General features: G+C 72.5%; 16 protein-coding genes. 7 read left to right on the forward strand and 9 right to left on the reverse strand.

The genetic code is table 11. The annotated features are described in order from the left end of the window. The first annotated feature begins 30 nt into the window (after positions 1-30). Both HNR10_RS22530 and HNR10_RS22535 read left to right on the forward strand, forming a co-directional pair. Positions 31-996 carry a PDR/VanB family oxidoreductase gene (locus HNR10_RS22530; protein ID WP_179826667.1) on the forward strand — a complete coding sequence of 322 codons (966 nt, stop codon included), beginning with the start codon at positions 31-33 and terminating at the stop codon, positions 994-996. A 62-nt stretch (positions 997-1,058) separates the two neighbouring features. Continuing rightward, the gene (locus HNR10_RS22535; RefSeq protein ID WP_312889380.1) at positions 1,059-1,859 is read left to right on the forward strand and encodes an IclR family transcriptional regulator; all 801 of its coding nucleotides are present in this window, start codon (positions 1,059-1,061) and stop codon (positions 1,857-1,859) included. Between the two features lie 24 nt (positions 1,860-1,883). On the opposite strand, the gene HNR10_RS22540 is transcribed toward HNR10_RS22535, so the two are convergent. Then, entirely contained in the window at positions 1,884-2,348 is a 465-nt protein-coding gene (locus HNR10_RS22540) for an Lrp/AsnC family transcriptional regulator (protein ID WP_179826669.1), read from the reverse strand. A gap of 143 nt (positions 2,349-2,491) precedes the next feature. On the opposite strand from HNR10_RS22540, the gene HNR10_RS22545 reads away from it, so the two are divergent. Both HNR10_RS22545 and HNR10_RS22550 read left to right on the forward strand, forming a co-directional pair. Beyond that, positions 2,492-4,129, forward strand: a complete 1,638-nt coding sequence (locus tag HNR10_RS22545; protein ID WP_179826671.1) for an alpha/beta hydrolase — start codon at positions 2,492-2,494, stop codon at positions 4,127-4,129. A gap of 79 nt (positions 4,130-4,208) precedes the next feature. After that, the gene (locus tag HNR10_RS22550; protein ID WP_179826673.1) at positions 4,209-5,051 is read left to right on the forward strand and encodes a GNAT family N-acetyltransferase; all 843 of its coding nucleotides are present in this window, start codon (positions 4,209-4,211) and stop codon (positions 5,049-5,051) included. A gap of 262 nt (positions 5,052-5,313) precedes the next feature. Here the strand turns inward: HNR10_RS22550 and HNR10_RS22555 are convergent, their stop codons facing one another. The 4 genes from HNR10_RS22555 to HNR10_RS22570 all read right to left on the reverse strand — a co-directional run bounded on the left by HNR10_RS22555 (position 5,314) and on the right by HNR10_RS22570 (position 10,394). After that, a complete protein-coding gene (locus tag HNR10_RS22555; protein ID WP_179826675.1) occupies positions 5,314-6,903 on the reverse strand; it encodes an ABC transporter ATP-binding protein in 1,590 nt (529 codons plus the stop codon). Beyond that, positions 6,900-7,790 (reverse strand): ABC transporter permease, encoded by an 891-nt coding sequence (locus tag HNR10_RS22560; protein WP_179826677.1) that lies wholly within the window; start codon positions 7,788-7,790, stop codon positions 6,900-6,902. The genes HNR10_RS22555 and HNR10_RS22560 overlap by 4 nt, the downstream gene beginning before the upstream one ends. Continuing rightward, the gene (locus HNR10_RS22565) at positions 7,787-8,722 is read right to left on the reverse strand and encodes an ABC transporter permease (RefSeq protein WP_179826679.1); all 936 of its coding nucleotides are present in this window, start codon (positions 8,720-8,722) and stop codon (positions 7,787-7,789) included. Before HNR10_RS22565 ends, HNR10_RS22560 begins: the two co-directional genes overlap by 4 nt. A 70-nt stretch (positions 8,723-8,792) precedes the next feature. Further along, positions 8,793-10,394, reverse strand: a complete 1,602-nt coding sequence (locus HNR10_RS22570; RefSeq protein ID WP_312889381.1) for an ABC transporter substrate-binding protein — start codon at positions 10,392-10,394, stop codon at positions 8,793-8,795. 718 nt (positions 10,395-11,112) lie between these two features. Between HNR10_RS22570 and HNR10_RS22575 the strand changes: the two genes are divergently transcribed. Then, positions 11,113-11,616 (forward strand): ATP-binding protein, encoded by a 504-nt coding sequence (locus HNR10_RS22575; RefSeq protein WP_179826684.1) that lies wholly within the window; start codon positions 11,113-11,115, stop codon positions 11,614-11,616. A 457-nt stretch (positions 11,617-12,073) separates the two neighbouring features. Here the strand turns inward: HNR10_RS22575 and HNR10_RS22580 are convergent, their stop codons facing one another. The 4 genes from HNR10_RS22580 to hisS all read right to left on the reverse strand — a co-directional run bounded on the left by HNR10_RS22580 (position 12,074) and on the right by hisS (position 20,240). Beyond that, the gene (locus HNR10_RS22580) at positions 12,074-12,922 is read right to left on the reverse strand and encodes an AMP-binding protein (protein WP_179826686.1); all 849 of its coding nucleotides are present in this window, start codon (positions 12,920-12,922) and stop codon (positions 12,074-12,076) included. Positions 12,923-13,314: 392 nt separating this feature from the next. Next, the gene (locus HNR10_RS22585) at positions 13,315-15,876 is read right to left on the reverse strand and encodes a LuxR C-terminal-related transcriptional regulator (protein WP_179829902.1); all 2,562 of its coding nucleotides are present in this window, start codon (positions 15,874-15,876) and stop codon (positions 13,315-13,317) included. 407 nt (positions 15,877-16,283) lie between these two features. Then, complete coding sequence (locus HNR10_RS22590) at positions 16,284-18,740, reverse strand: ATP-binding protein (RefSeq protein WP_179826688.1); 2,457 nt, start codon at positions 18,738-18,740, stop codon at positions 16,284-16,286. 183 nt (positions 18,741-18,923) lie between these two features. Beyond that, positions 18,924-20,240: a histidine--tRNA ligase gene (gene hisS / locus HNR10_RS22595; RefSeq protein ID WP_179826691.1), complete on the reverse strand. Its 1,317-nt coding sequence runs from the start codon at positions 20,238-20,240 to the stop codon at positions 18,924-18,926. Between the two features lie 1,035 nt (positions 20,241-21,275). Here hisS and HNR10_RS22600 point away from each other — a divergent pair. Both HNR10_RS22600 and secA2 read left to right on the forward strand, forming a co-directional pair. After that, positions 21,276-21,893 carry a GTP-binding protein gene (locus HNR10_RS22600; RefSeq protein WP_179826693.1) on the forward strand — a complete coding sequence of 206 codons (618 nt, stop codon included), beginning with the start codon at positions 21,276-21,278 and terminating at the stop codon, positions 21,891-21,893. An 86-nt stretch (positions 21,894-21,979) separates the two neighbouring features. Next, positions 21,980-24,277 carry an accessory Sec system translocase SecA2 gene (secA2, locus tag HNR10_RS22605; RefSeq protein WP_179826696.1) on the forward strand — a complete coding sequence of 766 codons (2,298 nt, stop codon included), beginning with the start codon at positions 21,980-21,982 and terminating at the stop codon, positions 24,275-24,277. Positions 24,278-24,380: the final 103 nt, after the last annotated feature.

Here is a 24,380-nt window from a genome sequence, read left to right on the forward strand (position 1 = left end):
GGGACCGCCGTGGAGGAGGAGGGGCACAAGATGACCGTGACCACCGGGCCGCGCGTCGAGCTGGAGTTCGACGCGCGGCTGGACCGCAGGGAAAACGTCGCCGACGGCGTGCTGCGGCTGACGTTCACCCGCGTCGACGGGGACGCGTTCGATCCCTGGGAACCCGGGGCGCACGTCGACCTGGTGCTGGGAACCGACCTGGTCCGCCAGTACTCGCTGTGCGGCGACCCGGCCGACCGCGACGTCCTGCGCGTGGCCGTCCTGGACGTGCCCGACGGCCGGGGCGGCTCGCGGTTCGTGCACGAGCGGTTGACCGAGGGGAGCACCGTCCGCCTGCGCGGACCGCGCAACACCTTCCCGCTCCTGTCGGCGCGGCGCTACGTGTTCGTGGCCGGCGGCATCGGCATCACCCCGCTGCTGCCCATGGTCCGGGCGGCCCACGCCGCCGGAGCCGACTGGCGGCTGCTCTACGGCGGGCGCACCCGGGCCGCCATGGCCTTCGGGGCGGACCTGGCCCGGGAGTACGGGGACCGGGTGGCGCTGCACCCGCAGGACGAGGTGGGACTGCTGGACCTGGACGCCCTGCCCGCCGACCCCGGCGAGGGCGACCTGGTCTACTGTTGCGGTCCCGAACCCCTGATCGCGGCGGTGGAGGAGCGCGCCGCGGGATGGCCGCCGGGTACGCTCCGGGTCGAGCGGTTCGCCCCGCGGGAGGCCGCCCCGGGCGGTGGCGCGTTCGACGTGGAGCTCGCCGAGACGGGCGTGACGGTGCACGTCCCCGAGGGCCGCTCCGTGCTGGAGGCCGTCGAGGACGCCGGTGTCCAGGTGCTCTCCTCCTGCCGCGAGGGCACCTGCGGGACCTGCGAGACACCCGTGCTCGACGGGGTGCCCGACCACCGCGACTCGCTGCTCACCGACGAGGAGCGGGCATCGGGGGAGATGATGATGATCTGCGTGTCCCGCGCGCACACGCCGCGCCTCGTCCTCGAACTCTGAGCCGGCGGCACCGGCGGGCCGGGGACACGCGGGTCGCGGGCGGCGGACGGGAGGAGGCGTGCGTGGCGGACACCGACGGGGCGCGCGTGACGGACGACGGCGGGGCGCGCCCCGACCACCGCACGGTCACCGCCAAGGTGCTCGCTCTGCTGGGCGCCTTCACCCCCGCGACCCCCGAGCTCACGCTCACCGAGCTGGCCCGCCGGTCCGGGCTGTCCCTGCCCACGGCCCACCGGCGGGCCGCCGAACTCGTGGAGTGGGGCGCCCTGGAACGCGACGCCGACGGCCGCTACCGGGTCGGGCTGCGGTTGTGGGAGGTGGCGTCGCTGGCCCCGCGCGGCCTGGGCCTGCGCGAGGCGGCCATGCCCTTCCTGGAGGACCTGTACGAGGTCACCCGGGAGAACGTGCAGCTCGCGGTCCGGGAGGGCCACGAGCTGGTGTTCGTGGAGCGCATCGCCGGGCGGCACGCCATCCCCGTCCTCACCCGGGTCGGCGGACGCTTCGACCTGCACTCGACCGGGGTGGGGCTGGTCCTGCTGGCGCACGCGCCCGTCGATGTCCAGGACGCGGTGCTGCGCGGGCCGCTGCGCGCCTACACGCCGCTGACCGTGACCGACCCCGTCCGGCTCCGGGCCCGCCTGGCCGAGATCCGCCGGCGCGGGTACGCGGTGAGCGAGGGCCAGGTGACCACCGACGCGCTGTCGGTCGCCGCGCCGGTCCGGGCCGTGGACGGCGCCGTCGTGGCCGCGGTGTCGCTGGTGGTGCGGCTGGACGAGGCCCGGCCCGCCGCGCTGGCCCCGCTCGTCCAGGCGGCCGCGCGGGGGATCTCGCGGGCGCTCAGCTCCGCGCCGCGGCGCCGCTGACCCGGACACGGCGCCGGTCCGGGGTCAGGGCAGGTCGGCGGTTCCGGCGAGGATGGGCTGGTCGACCAGGCGGGACAGGACCAGCGTGCTCTTGGTGCGCACCACGAAGGGCTCGGCGCCGATGCGCTCGATGACCTCCTCCAGGTGGTGCGTGTCGCGGGCCCGGACCTGGACGATGGCGTCGGCCTCGCCGGTGACCGTGCACGCCGAGGTGATCTCGGCGTAGGAGGCCAGCCCGGTGCGGATCTCACCTGGTGAGGTGCGGGCGCGGCAGTACAGCTCGATGAACGCCTCCGTGGTCCACCCGATGGCCTGCGGCTCCACCACCACGGTGAACCCGCGGACCGCGCCGGACTCCACCAGGCGGTCGACCCGCCGCTTGACCGCGGACGGGCTCAGGCCGACCGAGCCGCCGATGTCGGCGAAGCTCATGCGCGCGTCGGCGCCGAGTATCGCGATGATCCGCTCATCGACGCGATCCAGACGCATACCGACCTTCCGTTCAATTCCGACCTGACCAGGGCACATGCTACCGGGCAGTGGGAGGTAGACCCTCGTGTCGCCGCCGATGGTCACTCTCCGTGGTGATAACTATTCAGGGGGAAACCAGTCGCGCGTGAGGGAGTCGACGAGTGCGAGCACGAACCTGGGCCACCGCCTCCACCGGAGCGATCCTGGCCTCCCTGGTGGCGGCCCTGCCCGCGCAGGCCGCGGAGGCGGCACCGGCGACGCGGGTCGACCTCAGGGCCCTGGAGTGGAGTCCGTGCGAGGACATCGGGCCCGTGGGCGACGAGACGCTGGAGTGCGCGACCCTCACCGTCCCGATGGCCCGCGGGGACGACGGCGGGAGCGCGCGTGGACAGGACGCGACCGTCGACCTCGCCCTGTCCCGGGTCCCCGCCACCGGGACCGCCGAACACACCCTGCTCGTCAACCCCGGCGGCCCCGGCAGCGCGGGCCGCATGTGGGCCTCCCACACCCACCGGCGCATGTCCGAGGAACTGCGCGAGGTCTACGACGTCGTCTCCTTCGACCCCCGCGGCGTCGGCGCCTCCAACCCGGCGGTCGCCTGCGATCCCGACTTCTTCACCGCCGTGCGCCCCGACACCGTTCCCGCGGGGCCGGACGAGGAGGCCGCCCTGCTCGACCGGGCCGAGGCGCACGCCCAGGCGTGCGCCGACAACAGCGGCCCGATCCTGGAGCACATGCGCACGGAGGACACCGCCCACGACATGGACGCCATCCGCGCCGCCCTGGGCGAGGAGCGCATCGACTACCTGGGCTACTCCTACGGCACCTACCTGGGCACGGTGTACTCCGCGCTCTACCCCGAACGCGTGCGCGCCCTGGTCCTGGACAGCGTGGTGAACCCGGACCACCCCTGGTACGACAGCAACCACGTCCAGAGCCGCGCCCTCGACCGGGCCGCCGGCGCCTTCTTCGCCTGGGTCGCCCGCCACGACGACGCCTACGGCCTCGGCGGCACCCGGGAGGAGGTCGCCGACGCCTACTACGCGCTGCGCGAGCGCCTGGGCACCGCACCCGCCGCCGACACGGTGGGACCCACCGAGCTGGAGGGGGTGGCGATCGTCGTCGCCTACAGCGGGCGCACCTGGCCGGCCGTCGCCTCGGCCCTGTCGGCCCAGGTGAACGACGACGACCCGGCTCCGCTCGTGGACCTGCACGAGACCTACGGCGACGACGCCGGCAGCGACAACGGCTACGCCGGCTACCTCGCCGTCCAGTGCACCGACTCCCACTGGCCCAAGGACTGGGACACCTGGCGCTCGGACACCGAGGACGTCCACGAGGACGCACCCTTCATGGCCTGGCACAACACCTGGTACAACGCCCCCTGCGCGACCTGGTCGGCGCCCGCCGACGACTGGTTCGGGGTCGGCGACACCCCCTACGAGCGCCCCGCCTACTCCGGCGACGCGCTCGTGGTGCACGCGACCGGCGACGGCGCGACCCCGGTCGAGGGGGCCCACGCCCTGCACCGGCGGCTGACCGGATCGGCCCTGGTCATCGAGGACGGCGGCCGCACCCACGGCGTCGCGCTGACCGGCAACACCTGCGTGGACGAGGCGGTCACCGCCTACCTGCTCCGGGGCGAACTGCCCGAGGCGGGGCCGGGCGCCGACCTCACCTGCGAGGCGGGGCCCGAGCCCCGGCCGCGCGAGGCCCAGCGCGAGCCGACGCCCGACCTGCAGCGGATCGGGCCCTTCGGACTCGACCGCGCCTCGGACTCCGCCGAGATGGTCGAATAGGCTGGAAACGGCGCGAACAGGCGCGTGCGGCCGTCGCCGGCGGCCGCCGCGATGTCGGCGGAACGATGGGGGAGATGCGATGCTGCGGACCTCGCCGGTACGGGTCCTGGGAGAGCGGGACCGCGAAGCCGTCCACGCGCTCCTGGACACCGATCCCGTGGGAAACGTCTTCGTCACGTCACGGCTGATGGCGACCGGAATCTCGGCCGGTCCCACCGGCACCGAGGTGTGGGGCCACGTCGACCGGGGCCGTCTGACCGCCCTGTGCTACTCCGGCGCCAACCTGGTCCCGGTCAACGCCGGACCGGCCGCGATCCGCGGCTTCGCCGACCACGCCCGCTGGCGCGGCCGGCGCTGCTCCTCGATCGTCGGCCCGGTCGAGGCCGTCGCCGAGTTCTGGCGGCAGGTCACCCCGGCTTGGGGACCCGCCAGGGCGATCCGCGACAGCCAGCCGGTCCTGGAGATCGACGGCCCGCCCCACGTCGCCGCGGACCCGCTCGTGCGGCGCGTACGCCCCTCCGAGCTCAACATCCTCGTCCCGGCCTGCGTGGCGATGTTCACCGAGGAGGTCGGCGTGCCGCCCGACTCCGGTGACGGCGGCGCGCTGTACCGCGCCCGGGTGGAGGAACTGGTCCGCACCGGCCGCGCCTTCGCCCGCATCGAGGACGGGCGCGTCGTGTTCAAGGCCGAGATCGGCGCCGTCACACCGCACGCCTGCCAAGTGCAGGGCGTGTGGGTGCACCCCGACCTGCGCGGACAGGGCCACTCCAGCGCCGGCATGGCGGCGGTGGTCGAGTACGCGCTCGCCGAGGTCGCCCCCCGCGTGACGCTCTACGTCAACGACTTCAACACCCCCGCGCGCGCCGCCTACCACCGCGTGGGCTTCCGCCAGGTCGGCGAGGTCATGTCCGTCCTCTTCTGACCCCCGCCCGAGAGGACCCTGCCCGCCCGGGCCCCCGCCCACCGGTTCCCCCGGAAGGGTGAATCCGCACCCTGTTGCAGGACCCCCGGGGGGAGCGGTGAGCGGTTCCACCTACGGCGACCTCCGGGGTGAAGGTGAGCCGGTCCACTCACCGCAACCCCCAGGGGTCGAAGGTGGGCGGTCCCGTCCACCCGTGCCCCAGGGGGTTGATCGGGCCAAAGCGAGGAACGAGCAAGGCAAGTCGACGACGAAGGCCCCGGCGTCAAGCGCCCGCGAACACCGGGGTGTCGGCGATGAGCGCACGCGTGTACTCGTGTTCGGGCGCCGACATCACCTCGCCGACCGGCCCGTACTCCACGATCCGGCCCTTGTTGAGCACCGCGACGCGGTCGGCGATGTTGGACACCAGCGCGATGTTGTGGGTGACGAACAGCAGCGCCATCCCCGCGTCCTGCAGGTTCCGTAGCAGCGCGACGATCTCGGCCTGCACCGACACGTCCAGGGCCGAGGTGATCTCGTCGCACACCAGCAGGTCGGGCTTGGTGGCCACCGCGCGGGCGATGCACACCCGCTGGCGCTCACCGCCGCTCAGCTGCTCGGGGAAGCGGTCCGCGTAGGAGGCCGACAGTGCGGCGCGCTCCAGTGCCTCGGCCACCACGGCGTCCGGGTCCTGCGGCCGTCCCACCAGGTGGCGGTAGGGGCCCAGGATCTGGTCGCGCACGCGCTTGCGGGGGTTCAGCGCCTCGTACGGGTTCTGGAACACGTACTGCACGCGCCGCCGCTGCTCGGGGGTGCGCCGGTAGCTGCCGGTGGCCAGCCGCGCGCCGTCGAAGAGCATCTCGCCGGAGAACTGGTGGTGCAGGCCCACGACCGACCGGGACAGCGTCGTCTTGCCCGACCCGGACTCGCCCAGCAGCGCCACGCACTCCCCGCGCGACACCGACACGTCGATGTCCTCCAGCACCGTGGTGCGCCCGTACCCGGCGGACAGGCCGCGCACGCGCAGCAGCGGCTCCTGCTCCGCTGCGGCCTGCTCCGGGCGCCGGTCCGTCCGCAGCAGGGGGACGGCGCCCAGAAGCCGGCGCGTGTACTCGTGCCGCGGCGCCGTCATGACCTCCGACGTGCGCCCGCGCTCGACCAGCTCACCCTGGTACATGACCGCGATCTCGTCGGCCAGCCCCGCGACCACCGCCATGTCGTGGCTGATGTAGACGCCCGCCGTCCCGTAGTCGCGGGTCATCCGGCGGATGGTCTCCAGCACGTGCGCCTGCGTGGTCACGTCCAGGCCCGTGGTCGGCTCGTCGAGCACGATCACGTCCGGTCGGCCGATGAAGGCCATGGCGATCGCCACGCGCTGCTGCTGGCCCCCGGACAGCTGGTGCGGGTAGCGCGCCAGGAAGGCGTCGTCGTCGGGCAGCGCGACCTCGCGCAGGACCTCGCTGACCCGCGCGGCCACCTCGGCCGCGGACAGGGAGGCGTCGTGCAGGGCCTCGCGCAGCTGTGTGCGCAGCCTGAGCGCGGGGTTGAGCGCCGAGGCGGGGGACTGCGGGATGTAGGCCACCGCCCGCCCCCGCAGCGCGCGCACGCCCTGTTCGGACAGGGTCGCGAGATCGGCCCCCGCCACCTCCACGCGGCCGCCGGAGATCTCCGTGGCCCGCTTGCAGTGCGCCAGCAGGGACAGCCCCAGCGTCGTCTTGCCCGACCCGGACTCGCCCACCAGGCCGAGGATCTCACCGCGCCGCACCGTGACCGACACGCCGCTGATGATCTCCACGTCCGAGGGACGCCCGATCACGGTGAGTTCGTCGACCACCAGCACGGTGGTGTCGTTCGGCGTCTTGTCCTGTGTCACTTCTCGACCCCCCGGTCGATGCCGATCGCGGCCCGTGAGAGCCCGTCGGTGATGAGGTTGGCGCCGATCGTCAGGACCGCGATCGCGGTCACGGGCAACGCGACGGCCCACGGCTGCACGGCCATGCCCTGACGGTTCTCGTTGATCATCAGGCCCCAGTCCGCCGTCGGCGGCTGCAGACCCATGCCGAGGAAGCCCAGGACCGCCACCACGCCGATCGAGTAGGTCAGCCGCAGGCCCAGCTCCACCAGCAGCGGGCTGGTCACGTTCGGCAGGATCTCCACGGCCATGATCCGCCACCGCGGCAGGCCGATCGCCTCGGAGGCCTTGACGTAGTCCTGCTCGATGACCTTGCGGGTGGCCTCGCGGATGACGCGGGCCACGCGCGGCAGGTGCGAGACCGCGATGACGGCCACGATCAGCCACACCTTGGGGCCGATGATCGACATCACCAGCAGGGCGGCGATGAGCTGCGGGAAGGCCAGCAGGACGTCGTTGACGCGCATCAGGGCGTTGTCCAGCCATCCGCCCTGGTAGCCGGCGACGATGCCGACGACGGTGCCCGCGGCCACGCCGATCCCGGCCGCGGCACCCGCCAGCAGGAGCAGGGTCCACCCGCCCCACAGGAAGCGCGTGAGCACGTCCCTGCCGCGGTTGTCGCCGCCGAACAGCGCGCCGTCCACCCCCGTCTCGAACGGCTTGGCCACGAACTCCGTCGGCGTGTACGGAGCCACGAAGGGGCCCACCACGGCCACCAGGACGACCAGGGCGGTCAGGACCACGCCCACCTTGGTTCGGCCGAACCGCCACGCGGTCCGGAACAGCCCGGGGCGGCGCCGGGGCGGCGCGACGGCGGGCCCGGCGGTCTTCGTCGAAGGCGTACTCATCGGTTCGCGACCCTCACCTTCGGGTTGGCCGCCAGACCGATCACGTCGGCGACCAGGTTGACGAGGATGTAGATCCCGGCGATGAGGAGGACGACGGCCTGGATCAGCGGCACGTCGCGGTTGGCGATGGCGTCCATCAGCACCTTGCCGACGCCGGGGAAGTTGAACAGGTACTCGATCGCCACCACGCCGCCGGCCAGCCACGCCAGTTGCAGCGCGACCACCTGGGCGACCGGGCCGATGGCGTTGGGCGCGGCGTGGCGCCAAAGCACGAGGCGCTCGCTCATGCCCTTGAGCCGTGCCTGCTGCACGTACTCGCTCTCCAGGACCTCGATCATCGTCGCCCGCATCATGCGCACGATCGGCGGTGCCACGGCCAGCGAGAGCGTCAGGACGGGCAGGATCCACTGGTCGGGTCCGCCCTCGCGGGCGTACACCGACGGGAACAGGTCCAGCCCGCCGGGGCCGAGCAGCAGGATCAGCAGGATGCCGACGACGAACTCGGGGATGGACGCCACGACCAGCGTCCCCATCGACGAGCTGTGGTCGAAGGCCCGGTCCCTGCGCAGCGCGCTCGTGGCGCCGACGGCCAGGGCGACCGGGGTGGCCACAAGCGCGGCCAGCCCCATCAGGGTCATCGAGCTCTGGACGGGCGCGGCCAGGTACTCCGCGACGGGCTGACGGTTGGAGAACGACGTCCCGAGGTCGCCCTGGACGATGCCCTGGAGCCACTGCATGTACTGCACGGCCACGGGCTCGCCCAGGTTGAGCTGTTCGCGCAGCACGGCCAGGCGTTCGGGCGTCGCGTCGCGCCCGAGGATGAGCTGGGCGGCGTCACCGGGCAGCGCCTGGGTGGCGGCGAAGACCACGAGGGACACCGCCCAGAGCGTCAGGGCGCCGAAGAGGAGCCGGACGACGATGAGTCGAGTCATGGTGAGCTTTCGGTTGCGGTCGGAGTGGGGCGGGTGCCGGGGGCACCCGCCCTGGCGGCGGTACCGCTCCCTACTGGTCCATCCACACCCGGTGGAAGGCGTAGGAGCCCAGGGGGTGGCCGGAGACCGCGGGCTCCAGCCCGTGCACGCTCGTCGCGTGGGCGTCGATCAGGTTCACGAAGCCCCAGACGATGTAGCCGCCCTCCTCGTACTCGATCCGCTGCGCCTGCCGGATGATCTCGTTGCGCTCCTCCAGGTCGGAGGTGCTGCGCGCCTGGTCGACGAGCTCGACCCACTCCTCGTCCTCGCCCCACATCGTCTCGTTGTAGGGCGCGCCCACGACCGAGCCCTGCGCGGTCTGGGTGATGTAGTTGCGGGCGCTCCAGAAGTCCTGGCCGAAGGCGTAGGGGAAGCCCTCCTCCGGGTTCCAGTAGTCGCTGGGGTTGACCCGGCGCAGGGTGACGGTGACGCCCGCCTCGGTCGCCTGCTCCTTGAAGACCTCGGCGGCGGCGACCACGCCGGCGCTGATGTCGCTGGTGACCAGCTCGACCTCCAGGCCGTCGCCGTGGCCCGCCTCGTCCAGCAGGCGCCGGGCCTCGTCCAGGTCCTGGTCCCGCTGCTCGAAGTCCTCGGGGTAGGAGGGGTCCATCCGCGCGTACATGTCGTTGCCGATCTGCCCGTAGCCGGACAGCGCCTGGTCGATCATCTCCTGGCGGTCCACGATGAGCCGGAACGCCTGGCGCACGCGTACGTCGTCGAAGGGGGCCTGGTCGACGCGCATGGTGAACGGGAGCCACATGCCGGTCTCGGACTCCATGATCGACAGCGACGGGTCGCCCTCGATGATGGCGACCTGGGCGTGCGGCACCTGGCTGATGATGTCGACGTTCTGGCTGCTCAGCGCGTTGACGCGGGCGTCGTCCTCGGGGAAGTCGATGATCTCCAGCTCGTCGACGTAGGGCAGGCCCTCCTCGTGGTAGCCCTCGTGCCGCGCCATGAGGCTGTACCGGCCGACCTCGAACTCGGTCAGGCGGAACGGACCGCAGCCGACGGGCTCGTCGGGGTCGTAGCCCTCGGGCACCACGCAGTTGTAGTACTCCGCGAGCGCCTCGGGCAGGGTGACCAGGGGCTCGGTGCAGTGGATGACCACCGTGCGCTCGTCGACGACCTCCAGGGCCTCGTGGTCGACGCCCTCCAGGTCGCCGGCGCCGCGCATCGGGTTCTCCGGGTCGATGATGCGCCGGAGCGAGAAGACGACGGAGTCGGCGGTCACGGGCGACTCGTCGTGGAAGGTCAGGCCCTCCTTGAGGACCAGGGTCCACTCGGTGCCGTCGTCGTTGGACTCCAGGGACTCGGCCAGGTACGGCTCGATGGTGCCGTCGTTGCTGTAGCGCATCAGCGACGCGTACAGGGCGTAGTTGCGCGCGATGTCGACGTTGTCGGTGGGGTCGTGCGCGTCGAGGGTGTCGCTGGCGCCGCCGCCCGCGACGCCGACGCGCAGGTGGCCGCCCCGCTGGGGCTCACCGCCACCGGAGCCCGCGGATTCCTCGTCCCCGCCGCAGGCGGCGAGGACCGGTGTCACGGCCGCTCCGGCGGCCGACGCCTTGAGGAGGGAGCGGCGGCTGGGGACGCCGAGGGCGCGGACGGTGGGGTCTTCGGACAGGGACGGCACAGGACACCTCGTCTGGACTGGGAACTTCTCGGTGCCGACGCCGGGTGGGAGGCGGCGCCCGCGGGGCGCGGGACGTGGGGCCGGCATCGACGCACCTGATCCTTGTTGCGCCTGTTGAGAGCGTCAAATGCGCACATGTGCTGACACGGGGTCATTCCGGCACGCCGCCCGGGGCGGGAGACCGGCCGTGTGCCGGGGTGGTGAAACCGGCTGTGGCCTGGTACTTTCCGGCATCCGGTGCGGTGGTTCCGCGGGGCGGTGTGCGCATCGCGCCCACGCTCCCGGGGCGGCGCCCACCGCGGTCGCGACGCTGGGGGTTGTGCCCCAATCGATGTCTCCGGGAAGCGAAACCGTGGTGTTTAACGGGTGATTTATCCGTTTTGTCGGTTTCCATCACGTGCTGGTAACAGTGCGGCCCGGTGTGGCTCCTGTGCGTGTCGGTGCGCGGCGGGCCGACGTGGCGCGAACCCCCGCCGGCGGCCGTATCCGGCCAACGCCGTGAGCACGCGCATTGCCTGCGTGTTACACCTCACATGGGTTCGCCTGGGGTCCGGAGCGTTTCCTTTGTCCTCCTCGGGGAGGACACAGGGCGGGGTTTTGTGGCCAATCCCCGGCATGCCGAAGCCGGGTGTGCTGTTCTGGAGCAAGTACGCCCTTGTCTAAGGTGAGTGCAGGCGGCGCGACCCGCGCGCCCGACGCGGGTGATTGGAGTGACCGGATGGCTGAGGCGAGGCAACTCCGCGAGTTCGTGCCCGCGGACGCCCCGGACGGCATCACACCGGACGTTCCGGCGATCGATGTCGCCGACGTGACCGGAGGCGTCACCGACCACACCGTGTGGAGCTGCGCGGGGAACCTCACCGCGGTCCGCTCGGTCCGCGCACGGGTACGCGAGTTCCTCGACCGCATGGGCCACTCCGACGAGGTCCTGGACGACGCCGAACTCGCGGTCAGCGAACTGGCGACCAACGCGCTGCTGCACTCACGCTCGGGGCAGAGCGGCGGGGTGATGACCCTGTTCATCCGCTCCGACGCCGGACGGCTCCGCGTCGCCGTGGCCGACCAGGGCGAGCGCGAGGGCGAAGGAGGACACTCCCGCGACGACGGCGAGGACTTCGGCCGCGGCAAGCTCATCGTCGACAGCTGCGCGACGCGCAGCGGCGACTACTGGAACGAGGACACGCACGTGGCCTGGTTCGAGATTGATTCGGACGCCCTATAGACGGGTCGGACGCCCTTGAGACGCGCCCTTCGCGCTTTCCGGCGTGGCCCGCTCGTTCCTCACGGACCCCACCTCCAAGCACTCCAGAACGCGTCGGCGTCCTCCCCGTGCTTTCTTTGGGCCTCCGCTCGTGCCCACGCCGTCGCCCACCACCACCCTCAACGGACGCCTGCGGCGCAGTCCTTCCTGCTTTGGCCCGGATAGACCCCCTCTGGTCGGGGCAGGCTGAACCTCCCACCTCCAACCCCCTCGGGTTGAGGCAGGCCCATGCCCGCGGCTTCGACCTCCAGCGGTCCCGCGGGCACAACACCGCACGTCTCAGGCCCTGCGCACTCGTGAGCTGAGCGGCGTACCTTTCGCCCGATTCACGCAGGACCACATCGCGGTTCCCACTCTCATGGGTGCGCGACTTCGACCACTGAGGGCTCCGCGGGTGTGCGGGCCTTCCGGGGGTCGGTCAGCACATGCCTTCGGCGCGGGGGTGGGCGACGCGGACCGGCTCGGGGGCGCAGCGCACGGTGACCTGGCGGCCCTCGGGGGCCGGCGAGCCGGTGCCGCACACCACGCACGCCCCCGTCCACAGCGCCAGCGCCACCAGGGCCGCACGAGTGGGCTCGTCGCCCCGCTCGTCCACCGCGACGACGTCGTCGGCGGTCAGCTCCAGCCGTCCGCGCAGGTCGGTGAAGCGGGCCATGAGGTCACTGTGCGGGTAGAGGGTCGTCAGGATCCCCTCGGGGGTGCGGTCGTAGCCCAGGATGCCGTTGTCGAACAGCCCCCGGGTGGGGTTGTAGCCGTTGCCGTCCGGGCTCGGCTGCAACAGGTCGTCGAAGGGCGTCGTCCCCAGGGCGCCGCCGAAGGCGATCACCTGCCGCACGCGCGAGTGCTCCGCCAGCTCCAGCGCGGTCGTCGCCAGGTCCGCGCTCACCAGCAGCAGCCGGGCGTCGGTCTCGGCGAGCACAGCGCACTGGGTGTCGAGGTCGGACTCCGTGGACAGCGGGAGCGCCCGGCCGCCCACGGCCATCACCGTGTACGTGGCCGTGAACCGGTCCGGGGAGACCGGGGCGAGCACGCCCACGACGTCGCCCAGGCACAGGCCCCTGCGGCTCAACCCGGCGGCGGCCCGCTCCACCGTCGCGGCGAACGTCAGCGCGTCCACCCGGCGGCCGGCGCCCCGGATCGATCCCCCTCTGGTCGGCCGCAACCGCAGCCGCTCGCACAGGCCCCCGGTCAGCGATCCGATCGGGTCGTCCCTGCGCGGCAGGTGGCGCCCCGACCGCTCGGTTCCTGAAGTCAGCCCAACCCCCATGCGTACCCCCACATCGTGCACACGACGGCGGATCCGCTGCTCGGGCTCGTCACGCCCCCTCCACGTGGCGAGCCCGGCAGCGCCGTACGGAGGCGGGGGCCCTCCCCAGGTTGCACCCCGCGCTCGCACGGTTCCACCGGCCCCGGGACGGGCCCGGGGCTGACGGTCCGACGGGTGTCCGGTGTTCGGCCCGGACCCGACGGCCGCTCTCGGAACCCCTGCGCCCACCGCCGCTCCAGCGAACGGAAGGGCCTGAGTTCCATGTCTGGAAGCCTAGCGCGTTCACAGCCAGATGCACATGCATATTGCGATGCAGATGCATATGTAGATTCTGTCGCCGCACTGACTACACAGCCCGATCCGGGCGATTCGAGCGGGCTCGCGGCCTACGCTCAGCCGGTGTCGCGGTGCCGCTCCACCCACGCCGCGATCTGCGTCCGCGAGTGGAAGCCCATCTTCCGGTTGATGTTGGCCACGTGCCGCGCGGCGGTCGACGGCGTGATGAAGAGCGTCCGGGCGATCTCCGGATTGCTCTTGCCCCGGCTCACCAGCCGTGCGATCTCCAGCTCCCGCTGGGTGAGCCGCGACCGCGGGGGCTCCGACTCCGCAGGGGTGGGTGCCGTGGTCCCGGAGCGCCCGTCGGAGTCCTCCCGGGGTTCCGGGTGCTTCCGTCCGCTGTCGGCCGTTGTACCCGCATCGCGCTTGCGCATGCGCGGTGATCGCGACGCGGGGCGACGGCCGTCCACGGCCAGCCGCTCGGCCAGGTCCACGGCGTCCGACAGCGACATCGCCCGGCCCCGCTCCCACCAGTCGACCAGGCGCCGGCGCCGCCGGCGGACCCGCTCCACCTTCACGAACGGCCACGGCGCCTCGTGGGTCACCAGGCCCAGGTCCGACCGCACCTCGGTCGCCGACCCCGCCAACAGGCACGCCTCCTCGCGCAGCCCCGAGCCGAACGCCACCCGCGCGATCGCGACCAGCGTCCGCGCGGCCTCGGCGCGCTGCCCCGTCGAATGGCTGAGCACCAGCCCCTCGCTGAGGTAGTCGTAGGCCTGCTCCGTGGAACCCAGGGCGTGCGCCACCCGGCCGATCCCGGCCAGGCACCGCGCCTCCTCGGCCACCGACCCGATGACGCGCTGGGTGTCCAGCGCCTCCCGGTAGCAGCGGTCCGCCGTCATGAGGTCGTCGTTGGCCTCGGCGGCCCGCGCCTGGCCCATGAGGGTCACCGCCACGCCCCAGCGGTGGTCCATGCCCCGCAGCAGGGCCAGCGCGGTCGTGTAGTGCTGGTCGGAGCTGGGGTAGTCGCCCTGCTGGGCGACCAGGGCCGCACGCGTGCCCAGCGCGATCGCCTCGCCCCACACGTCCCCGGCGTCACGGCACAGCCGCAGCGCCTCCTCCACCCGCACCGCCGCCCGGTCCGGCGTGCGCGAGCGCACGCCCACCAGCGCCAGGAGGTTCAGGGCGGTGCGCACGAACACGTCGTCGCCCGCCTCGCGGCACAGCCGCAACCCCTCCTCGCCCATGGACAGCGCCAGGTCGTGGTCGCGGCGGACCCGGGCCAACTGGGCGCGCCCGACCAGGGCGCGGGGCCGCGACGGCGCCTTGGCGGCCTCGTCCAGCGCCAGCAGCCGGTCCAGCCAGTGCGCGCCCTCGGAGTAGTTGTGGTGGCTCACCCAGTGGGCGGTCAGGCTCACACACAGCCGCAGGCCCGGTTCGGCGGCGCCCCGCTGGTAGGACCAGCGCAGCAGGGAGCGCAGGGTGTCGTACTCGGCGATCACCCGCTGGCGCCCGGAGTCGCGCTCGGCCCAGGGCATGCCCCGGCTCGACTCCAGCCGTCGGCCCAGGTCCTCGGCCAGGCGGAGCATCCGGGCCATCAGCCGCTCCTGGAACACCTCCGCCTCGCCCGCCGCCGCCAGCCGCTCCTGCGCGAACCGGCGCACGGCCTCCGGCAGGCGGTAGCGGACCCGGCCCTCGAACTCGCCGGTGACGGTGATCAGCGACCGGTCCAGCAGCGACGTCAGCAGGTCGAGGATGGCGGTCTCGGGCAGGGCCTCGTCGGAGCAGACCTGCTCGGCCAGCTCCAGGTCCCAGCCGCGGAACACCGACAGCCGCCGCAGCAGCAGGCGCTCGGGCTCGGGCAGCGACTCGTAGACGAAGTCCAGCACCAGCGGCAGCACCTCGTTGCGCGAGACCGCCTGGCCGGGGCCGGGCCGCGCGAACGGCGAGGCCAGGTGGGAGCGCAGGCCGCGGGCGAGCTCGTCCGGCCCGGTCTCGGGCGCGCTCGCGCCCAGCACCTCGATCGCCAGCGGCACGCCGCCCGCCAGGTCGCACACGACGGCGACGTCCTCCAGCTCCTCCGGGGACGCGGAGAAGCGGGGGTCCCGGGTCCGGGCGCGGTCCAGGAACAGCCGGACCGCCTCGCCGTCGGCCGGGTCCGGCGGCGGCGCGTTGCGCGCGGCCATGGGCGGTGCCATCGCCGGAACACGCCACACCGTCCCGCCGGAGAGCCGGATCGGCTCCTCGCTCGTCAGCAGCACCGACACGTTCGGGCACGAGGCGAGCAGTGACTCGCCGACACCCACGACCTCGTTCGCGACGTGCTCGCAGGAGTCCAGCACCAGCAGCAGACGGCGGTGCCGCAACGCCTCGGTCACCGTGGCCGACAGCGGCTGCCCCGGCTCCTCCACCACTCTGACCGCGTGCGCCACACGGGCGTACACCTCCAACGTCGACCGGGCGTCGGTCAGGTCGGCCATCCACACACCGTCGGGAAAGGAGGCCGTGGACTGCTCGGCCACCCGGAGCGCCAGCCGGGTCTTGCCGATGCCGTCGGCCCCGCACAGGGTGACGGAGCGGCTGGAGCCGAGCAGGCGGAGCAGGTCGCTCAGATCCCGCTCGCGGCCCACGAAGCCGGTCCCCGGTCGGGGGAGGTTGTGCCGCGCGGGCGCGGTCAAAGGTGCCATGGCCTTCACTTGTAGGGGCTGTCGGAGATCGGGCTGGAGCCGGAGGCTCTCGGTTGAGGGTGGAAGCCCCCACTCGCGTTGCGCTCGGGGGCGATGGTGGGTGACGGGTGGGCGGGCTGGAGCCGGGGGCTCTCGGTCGGGGTGGAGGCCCCCACCCTTCGCGTAGCGCTCGGGGGAACAGTGGGAGGAGTGGGAGCCGGAGGCTCGGGGTCGGGGGTGGACGTCTTCCCTTCGCGTGGCGCCCGGGGGCGATGAGCGGGAGATGGGCGGGCCCTCACCGGGGCGGGGGAGGGGCGGTCGGATCGGGGGAGGGAGTGAGGTGGGCGGCAGTGTACGGAGTTCCTGGTTTAGCGCGTGCACGCGCACTGTGCAAGTGCTTCCGGCGTCGCGCAGGGTGCTCAGCCAGGGTCACGGGAGGAACTCCAGCCGGTCAACTGTGTCCTCGACGAAATAGAGAGTTTTCTGAAGATGTTCGCGATATGTCGGGCCGCGGTCGCCTGGCTGATCGTCAGCCGCTCGGCGATCTCCCGGTTGGACAGACCGTGTTCGGCCAGCTCGGCGATCTCGCGTTCCCGGGGCGTCAGGGCTCCGTAGGGCGACTCCTCGGTCACGACCTGCGGGAACGCCAGGGCGCGGTCGCGGACCTGCTCCAGGGGCAGCGAGCGCCAGGCGTTCCAGGCCTCGGCCGCACGGGCCGACCCCACCCTGCGCTCCACCGCCGACCTGAGCCGGACGGTCTCCCCGGACGGGCGGTCCAGCGACGTCCGCAGGTCCGAGGCCACACCCGTGAGCGCCGCGGCGCGCTCGGCCTCCTCCTCGGCCAGGGCCAGCTCCGCCAGCGCCTCCAGGGCCCGCGCGACCGCGATCCGCTGCCCGGACGTGAAGCTCACCCGCAGGCAGGTCGCCAGCGGCTCACGCGCCGCCACGACCTCGCCCTCGGCCAGGTGCAGCCGCCCCAGGGCCCGGGCGCAGCGGGCCGAGGCCGGCGCGGCGTCCAGCTCCTCGAAGATCGACAGCGCCTCGGCGCACAGCGCACGCGCCCGGGCGAAGTCGCGCTGTTCCGCGGCGATCGAGCCCAGGGCGTGCAGACAGCGCGCCGAGCCCCAGCGGTCGCCCAGCTCCTCACCCATCGCCATGCTGCGCTCCAGGTGCGCGACGGCCTCGTCCGTGCGCCCCGCCCGGCGCGCCAACTGGGCGAGCACCCCGCGGACGGTCCCCTCGGAGATCGGGTCGTGGACCTCGGCGATCCACTCCTGGGCGCGCTCGGCGTGGGCACGGGCCTCGTCGGCCGCTCCCGTGCGCAGGGACAGCGTCGCCAAAGTGGCGAGGGCGGAGGCGGCGGCACCCGCCTCACGGCAGGCCCGGGCCGCCTCCAACGCGCTCAGGGCCAGCGTCGTGGTGGCGGGCGCGGTGTCGATGTCCAGCCGCAGTTCCGCCTGGAGCGCCAGGGCCCGCGTGCGCAGGGTCGGCGGCTGGTCGTCGGGGGCGGTGGCCAGCACCCGCTCCAGGAGCCGGCTGCCCTCGGAGGCGAGGTCGCGCACCATCCAGTAGGGGCGCAGCGCCAGGCACACCCGCAGGGCCTCGGCCACGCGGCCGGCGCCCAGGGCCCAGTCCACCACCCGGCCGTAGTTGTCGCGGTGGTGGTCGAGCAGGCGCAGCAGGGACAGGCGCTCCGACCACTCCAGCGAGGTGGTGGACCGCTTGGCGGCCGTCTCCAGTTGCGCGACGCAGAACCGGAGGTAGCGCGACCAGCGCTCGTGCTCCTCACGGCCCTGGGCGGCCAGGTGCTCGGCGGCGTAGGCGCGCACGGTCTCGGTGAGGCGGTAGTGCGCGGTGCCGTCGATCTCGGCGTCGATGACGACCAGCGACTTGTCGAGCAGCGAGAAGTGCAGGGGGAGGATGTCGGCGGAGGCCACGCCCTCGCCCGAGCACACCTCCTCCGCCGCCTCCAGGTTCCAGGTGGTGAACACCGACAACCGGTGCAGCAGCAGCCGCTCGGGCTCGGTGAGCAGGCCGTGGCTCCACTCCAGGACCGCGCGCAGGGTGCGCTGGCGGGGCGGAAGGTCGCCGGAGCCGTCGCTGGTGAGCAACTGGAAGCGGTCGTCCAGGCGGCGCAGGATCTGCTGGACGCTCAGCACGCGCACGCGCGCCGCGGCCAGTTCGATGGCCAGCGGCATGCCGTCCAGCATCCGGCAGATCTCGGCCACGTAGCCGGAGTTCTCGCGGGTCATCTCGAACCCGGCGCGGGCCGCGTGCGCGCGGGTGACGAACAGGCGCACCGACTCGTAGCGCTGGGTGTCGCGCCGGGGGATGGGCGCCGGGTCGTCGGCGTAGGGGTCGGTCGGCGTGGGGCGCGAGGGCAGGGAGAGCGGCGGCACCCGCCAGATGCTCTCCTCGGGAACGTGCAGCGGCTGGCGGCTGGTCGCCAGGATCCGCACGCGGGGGCAGTCGCGCAGGATCGCCTGGCAGAGTTCGGCCATCGGTCCGACGGCGTGCTCGCAGGTGTCCAGGAGCAGCAGGAGGTTCTGCGTGCGCAGGGACGTGATGATGGCGTCCGTCATCGTCCGGGCGTCGTCCTCGACCGCCTGGAGGCTCACGGCGACGGCGCGCAGCGCCTGTTCGTGCGTGGAGGCCTCGCTGAGATCGACGAAGCGGGCACCGTCGGGGAACCGGCGGAGCACGCGCTCGGCCAGGTGGAGGGCGAGCCGGGTCTTGCCGATGCCGCCGGTCCCCGTCAGGGTGACGAGTCTGGCGGTGCCGAGCAGACGGCCGAGGTCGACGATGTCGCGCTCGCGTCCGACGAACCGGATGAACTCGCCGGCGGACAGGGGCAGGTTGTGGCGAGGATGAGACATGGCCTCGATTACGTAGGACACCGAATCGGCCCGCGACGTGCACACCGCAGAGGGCGTGGCGACCACGGAGGACAGGCTGTCACCAGTCTGGCACCCAGTGGTCGCGTATGTCTCGGGAATGGCCGGTTCCGGTACGGGCGGCACTGATGCGCCCGTACCGGTCGCGCCGTGACGATACAGCCGTTATCCTGCGGCGCCGCTCCAGGTCGCGGGGTCGGCGGCGGCCTGTTCACCGGACGCCATGTCCTTGACCTCGTGCTCGCCGCCGTCCTCGAACGGTGGGAACCAGACGAAGGGGATGCCCTTCTTGGACGCGTACTGGATCTGCTTGCCCACCTTGGCGGTGGAGTGGAAGACCTCGGTGTTGAAGCCCCGCTCGCGCAGGAGCGCACCGGTGCGCAGCGCCTGGGCGCGACGCTCCGCGCCGGGCACCACGACCATGACGTCGGTCGGGCAGATCCGCCCCTCCTCGATCCGTCCCTCGGCCACCAGCTTGGCGAAGATCCGGGTGAGACCGATGGAGATGCCCACACCGGGCAGGCGGCGCCGGATGAACTGGCCGGCCAGGTTCTCGTAGCGGCCGCCGGCACAGATGCTGCCGTAGTCGGGGTCGTCGTCGAAGGACGCCTCGTACACGGTCCCGGTGTAGTAGTCGAGGCCGCGCGCGATGGACAGGTCGGCCACGACACTGCCCTCGGGCAGGTCGGCGAGCTCGTCCAGGACGAAGGTGAGCTCGTCCAGGCCCTCGGTGAGCAGCTCCGAGGTGACGCCCAGCGCGGCCACCCGCTCGGCCGCGTCGGCGCCCCGGATGCGCGCGAGCGCCAGGCACGCGTCGGCCTGCTCCCCGGTGAGCCCGTCCCCGAGCAGGATCTCGCGCACGCCCTCGTCACCGATCTTGTGCAGCTTGTCCACCGCGCGGATGACGGCCACCGGGTCCTTGACGCCCAGGCCCTCGTAGAAGCCCTGCAGCACCTTGCGGTTGTTGACGTTGAGCGTCCAGGCGGGCAGGTCCAGGCCGCTGAGGACCTGGTGCACGATCCGCGGCAGCTCGGCGTCGAAGTGCAGCGGGACGGAGTCGACGTTGATCACGTCGATGTCGCACTGGGTGAACTCGCGGAAGCGCCCCTCCTGGGGGCGCTCGCCCCGCCACACGCGCTGCGTCTGGTAGCGCTTGAACGGGAAGGTCAGCTCGTTGAAGTGCTGGGCGACGTACCGGGCGAAGGGCACGGTGAGGTCGAAGTGCAGCCCGAGCCTGGCGTCGGAGTCGTCCTTGGCGTCCGCCTGGAGGCGGTGCAGGGTGTAGACCTCCTGGGAGGTCTCGCCCTTGGCCATCAGCACGTCCAGGCTCTCGACCGAGGGGGTCTCCACGGACGCGAAGCCGAAGGACTCGAACCCGGCGCGGATATGGTCCAGCCACCGCTGCTCCACAGCTCGGACCTGGGGGGTCCACTCGGGAAAACCGCTGATGGGGGTGGGGCGGACGACGCGCTGCTCGGACATGTGGGGTTCTCGGCTCCCTCGGGAGAGAAGTCGGATGGGAACGGCCCGCGGGCCGACCCCAGTCTAGGGCGTGCATGGCGAATACTCGCCCTGCTGCGCGGCGCCCCAGCGGCACTCTCGCCGCGTTCTCATCAGTCGACAGGGAACCAGCCGGGCCCCCGCTGTGCGACAACGGCGAAGCCGCACAGTAGGGGAGCTCCTTCTTCGGCCTTGCGGGAGCACCACTGGATGCCCCGCTCGCGACGGGCAGCATCCACCACACACGCCCTGGGCCGACACAGAGGGAGAGCAGGATCGGCGGCCGGAGCGCCGTCCCGGGCGATGGTGGGCGACGGGTGGGCGGGTCCGCGGTCGGAGGCCGTCCGTTGAGGGTGGTAGCCCGTTTCCCCCGCGGAGCGCCGTCCCGGGCGATGGTGGGCGACGGGTGGGCCGCCACCGGCCCACGTGGACGGTTGTGGGCCGGTGGGGCGCTGGAGCGCCGTCCCGGGCGAGGCCCGGACCGACACCGAAGAGCGAGGCGTCGGTTCCGGCCGGCCGCCCCGTGGGCGTCGCCGTGGCTCCCGCGGAGGGTCGCGTCCTCGTGCCAGGAGTCCGGTTGACCGTGTGTCGGCGGGTGCCTGCCCTCCACCGTAGACTCCGCCGCCGGGCCCGGACAGTGATTGGCGCGGCCAAAAGCGGCCGGAAGCGGTCGCTCACAATGTCGTAAAGTGCCGCAGCGAGGGTACAGATGTGTGCCTGTCCGATCACCCAGTGTTCCCCGACGGGTGGCGCGAGGGAAAATCGGGACCTTCGGTCACGAATCCGCCCGGAACCGGCCCTTCCCTGCTCATGGCCTACGTACTCGCCCAGTTACGGAGCGCGGTGAACCACGTCTCGTCGCCGACTGACCGGAAACGCCGCCCAGGAGGTCCTGCCGGTGTTAGGTTCCAGATGCGGCGCCCCGCGGTGGTTCGGACCGGGGGAGAGTGCCGTTCCCCTCAGCACCGGGCCGCCTGAGCCGCACGGCCGCGCCCGGCTCTCCCGCTAGGACACACCGTGAATGAGCCAGCCAGCAGTCAGCACACCGTCCACGCCCCCACCGAACTGTCGACCAAGATCATCATCGCCGGTGGTTTCGGCGTCGGGAAGACCACCTTCGTCGGCACCGTCTCCGAGATCCCCCCGGTGCGCACCGAGGCGGCCGTGACCGCGGCCGCCGCCGGCGTCGACGACCTCTCCCACACCCCCGACAAGACCAGCACCACGGTCGCCATGGACTTCGGCCGGATCTCGCTGGAGACCGACCTGACCCTGTTCCTCTTCGGCACTCCGGGCCAGCAGCGCTTCTGGTTCATGTGGGACGACCTCGTACGGGGCGCGCTCGGCGCCGTCATCCTGGCGGACGTGCGGCGGCTGGAGGACACCTTCCAGGCCCTGGACTACTTCGAGCGCCAGTACCGGCTGCCCTTCGTGGTCGCCATCAACCAGTTCGACCCGGAGTACGCCTACGGCGCCGACGAACTCCGCGATGCGCTCGACCTGCCCCCCGAGGTACCGGTCGTCTACTGCGACGCACGCGACAAGAAGTCCGTGGTCGGCGTGCTGGTGACCCTCGTCAAGCACGGCATGGCGCTGGAGGCCCGGCAGCGCACGCGGGGCCAGCTCGTCCGGTGATCCCGCGGACCCGCTGAGCCGGACGGGACACCCGGGGGGAACGAAGGGGTTGTGTCCGGCGTTACTCTGGCGTGGTGTTCGGACGAATGGCGGAAAGCGTCCGCCGCCTACTGGGCAAGCCCGGTGCGGTGGACCTGAGGCCTTATACCAAGCTCCTGTCGGCGATCGAGGACAGAGAGGCGGATCTGCGTGAGCTCGACGACTCCGAGCTGACGGAAGCCGCCATCGAACTCGGTAACGCCGAGCTTCCCTATGAACGCGACGACCTCGTGTCACTGTGCGCCGTCGGCCGTGAGGCGGCCCGGCGCGCCCTCGACGAGCGGCCGTTCGACGTCCAGCTGCTGGGCGTCATGTCGCTGCTCGACGGGCACGTCGCCGAGATGGCCACCGGTGAGGGCAAGACCCTCGCGGGCGCCCTGGCCGCGGCCGGGTTCGCGCTGCGCGGCCGGCGCGTGCACCTGGTGAGCGTCAACGACTACCTCGCCAAGCGCGACGCCGAGTGGATGCGCCCCCTCTACGACCTGCTCGGCGTCACCGTCGGGTGGATCAACGAGGACTCCACGCCCGCGGAGCGCCGCGAGGCCTACACGTGCGACGTCACCTACGCCGCCGTGACCGAGCTCGGCTTCGACGTCCTGCGCGACCGCATGGTCACCGACGTCGACGACCGCGTGGTCCCGCCGCCGAGCATCGCCATCGTCGACGAGGCCGACTCCGTGCTCGTGGACGAGGCCCGCGTGCCGCTGGTCCTGGCCGGTGCCGCGGAGAGCCAGGTCGGCGACGTGGAGATGGCCGACATCGTGCGCCACCTCCGGCCGCGCCTGCACTACACGGTCGACGCCGAGGGCCGCAACGTCCAGCTCACCGACGACGGCATCGACGCGGTGGAGAAGGCGCTGGGCGGCGTCGACCTCTACTCCGAGGACGACACCTCGATCCTGCCGCAGGTCAACCTCGCCCTGCACGCGCACGCGCTCCTCCAGCGCGACGTCCACTACGTGGTGCGCGACGGCGAGGTCCGGCTCATCAACGAGTCGCGCGGGCGCATCGCCCTGCTCCAGCGCTGGCCGGACGGCCTCCAGGCCGCGGTCGAGGCCAAGGAGAAGGTCGAGGTCAGCGAGACCGGCGAGGTGCTGGACTCCATCACCGTCCAGTCGCTGATCCTGCGCTACCCCAAGCGCGCCGGCATGACCGGCACCGCGATGGCGGTGGCCGAACAGCTCCGTGAGTTCTACGAGCTGGAGGTCGCGGTCATCCCCTCCAACAAGCCGAACGTCCGCGAGGACCACGGCACGCGCCTGTACGCCACGCGCGAGGAGAAGGAGGACGCCCTCGTCGCCAAGGTGGCGGAGATCCACGAGACCGGGCGCCCCATCCTCATCGGCACGCAGGACGTCGCCGAGTCCGAACTCCTCGCCGGACGGCTGACGGAGGCCGGGCTGGAGTGCGTGGTCCTCAACGCCAAGAACGACGCCGACGAGGCGTCGATCATCGCCGAGGCGGGCACCCACGGGGCCGTGACCGTGTCCACCCAGATGGCGGGCCGGGGCACCGACATCCGCCTGGGCGGCAGCGACATGGCCGACCGCGACCGGGTGGTCGAGGCGGGCGGACTGTTCGTGGTCGGCTACGGCCGCTACCCCAGCAGCCGCCTGGACGGGCAGCTGCGCGGTCGTGCGGGACGCCAGGGCGACCCGGGCGACTCCCTGTTCTTCGTGAGCATGGACGACGACCTGATCGTCAACAACGCCCCCGAGTCCACCGGGTACACCACCTCCGCCGACGGAGAGATCACCGACGAGGGCTGGCTGGCGATGGTCGACCACGCGCAGCGGGTCGCCGAGGGCCAGCTCCTGGAGGTGCACCGGAACACCTGGCGGTACAACCAGCTCATCGACGTGCAGCGCGACGTGGTCCTGGAGCACCGCGAGATGGTGCTCACCGGTGACCAGGGCGACCGGCACGTGGCCGCGGACCGCGCGGAGCGGCACGCGGAGCTGGTGGAGGAGCTGGACGAGGAGCGGGTCGCCCGGGCGGCGCGCCTGATCACCCTGTTCCACCTGGACCGCGGCTGGACCGACCACAACGCCTTCCTCGCGGAGCTGCGGGAGGGCATCTACCTGCGCTACCTGGGTCGGCGCGACCCGCTGGACGAGTTCAACCGCGAGGCCGTGCCGGTCTTCAAGGGCTTCCTCGACGGCGCGCGCCGGCGGGCGGCGGAGAGCTTCGATGAACTGGAGGTCGTGGACGGCGAGCTCGACGTGAGCACGGTGGGCGTCAAGCGCCCGTCGATGACGTGGACGTACATGGTGCACGACCAGCCGTTCAGCTCGGCCCTCGAAACGTTCGTGGGGCGGCTCAAGGGTTCTCCGTCCAGGAGCTGAATAACCCAAAGGAATCCGAAGCGCGGGTGAGGACCAAAGTCCTCGCTCGCGCTTTCCTTTTGTGGGCTAACATCGTGAAGCGTCGTTCGCATGTGGCCCGGAG

Source organism: Nocardiopsis aegyptia (genome assembly GCF_013410755.1).
Lineage (GTDB): Bacteria > Actinomycetota > Actinomycetes > Streptosporangiales > Streptosporangiaceae > Nocardiopsis > Nocardiopsis aegyptia.

What these genes read in the sequence shown, in the direction of transcription:
- HNR10_RS22575 (WP_179826684.1), top strand. Translation starts at nt 11,113, where the DNA reads ATGGCTGAGGCGAGGCAACTCCGCGAGTTCGTGCCCGCGGACGCCCCG.
- HNR10_RS22580 (WP_179826686.1), bottom strand. Translation starts at nt 12,922, where the DNA reads ATGGGGGTTGGGCTGACTTCAGGAACCGAGCGGTCGGGGCGCCACCTG.
- HNR10_RS22560 (WP_179826677.1), bottom strand. Translation starts at nt 7,790, where the DNA reads ATGAGTACGCCTTCGACGAAGACCGCCGGGCCCGCCGTCGCGCCGCCC.
- HNR10_RS22590 (WP_179826688.1), bottom strand. Translation starts at nt 18,740, where the DNA reads ATGTCTCATCCTCGCCACAACCTGCCCCTGTCCGCCGGCGAGTTCATC.
- HNR10_RS22530 (WP_179826667.1), top strand. Translation starts at nt 31, where the DNA reads ATGACCGTGACCACCGGGCCGCGCGTCGAGCTGGAGTTCGACGCGCGG.
- HNR10_RS22540 (WP_179826669.1), bottom strand. Translation starts at nt 2,348, where the DNA reads ATGCGTCTGGATCGCGTCGATGAGCGGATCATCGCGATACTCGGCGCC.
- HNR10_RS22565 (WP_179826679.1), bottom strand. Translation starts at nt 8,722, where the DNA reads ATGACTCGACTCATCGTCGTCCGGCTCCTCTTCGGCGCCCTGACGCTC.
- hisS (WP_179826691.1), bottom strand. Translation starts at nt 20,240, where the DNA reads ATGTCCGAGCAGCGCGTCGTCCGCCCCACCCCCATCAGCGGTTTTCCC.
- HNR10_RS22550 (WP_179826673.1), top strand. Translation starts at nt 4,209, where the DNA reads ATGCTGCGGACCTCGCCGGTACGGGTCCTGGGAGAGCGGGACCGCGAA.
- secA2 (WP_179826696.1), top strand. Translation starts at nt 21,980, where the DNA reads ATGGCGGAAAGCGTCCGCCGCCTACTGGGCAAGCCCGGTGCGGTGGAC.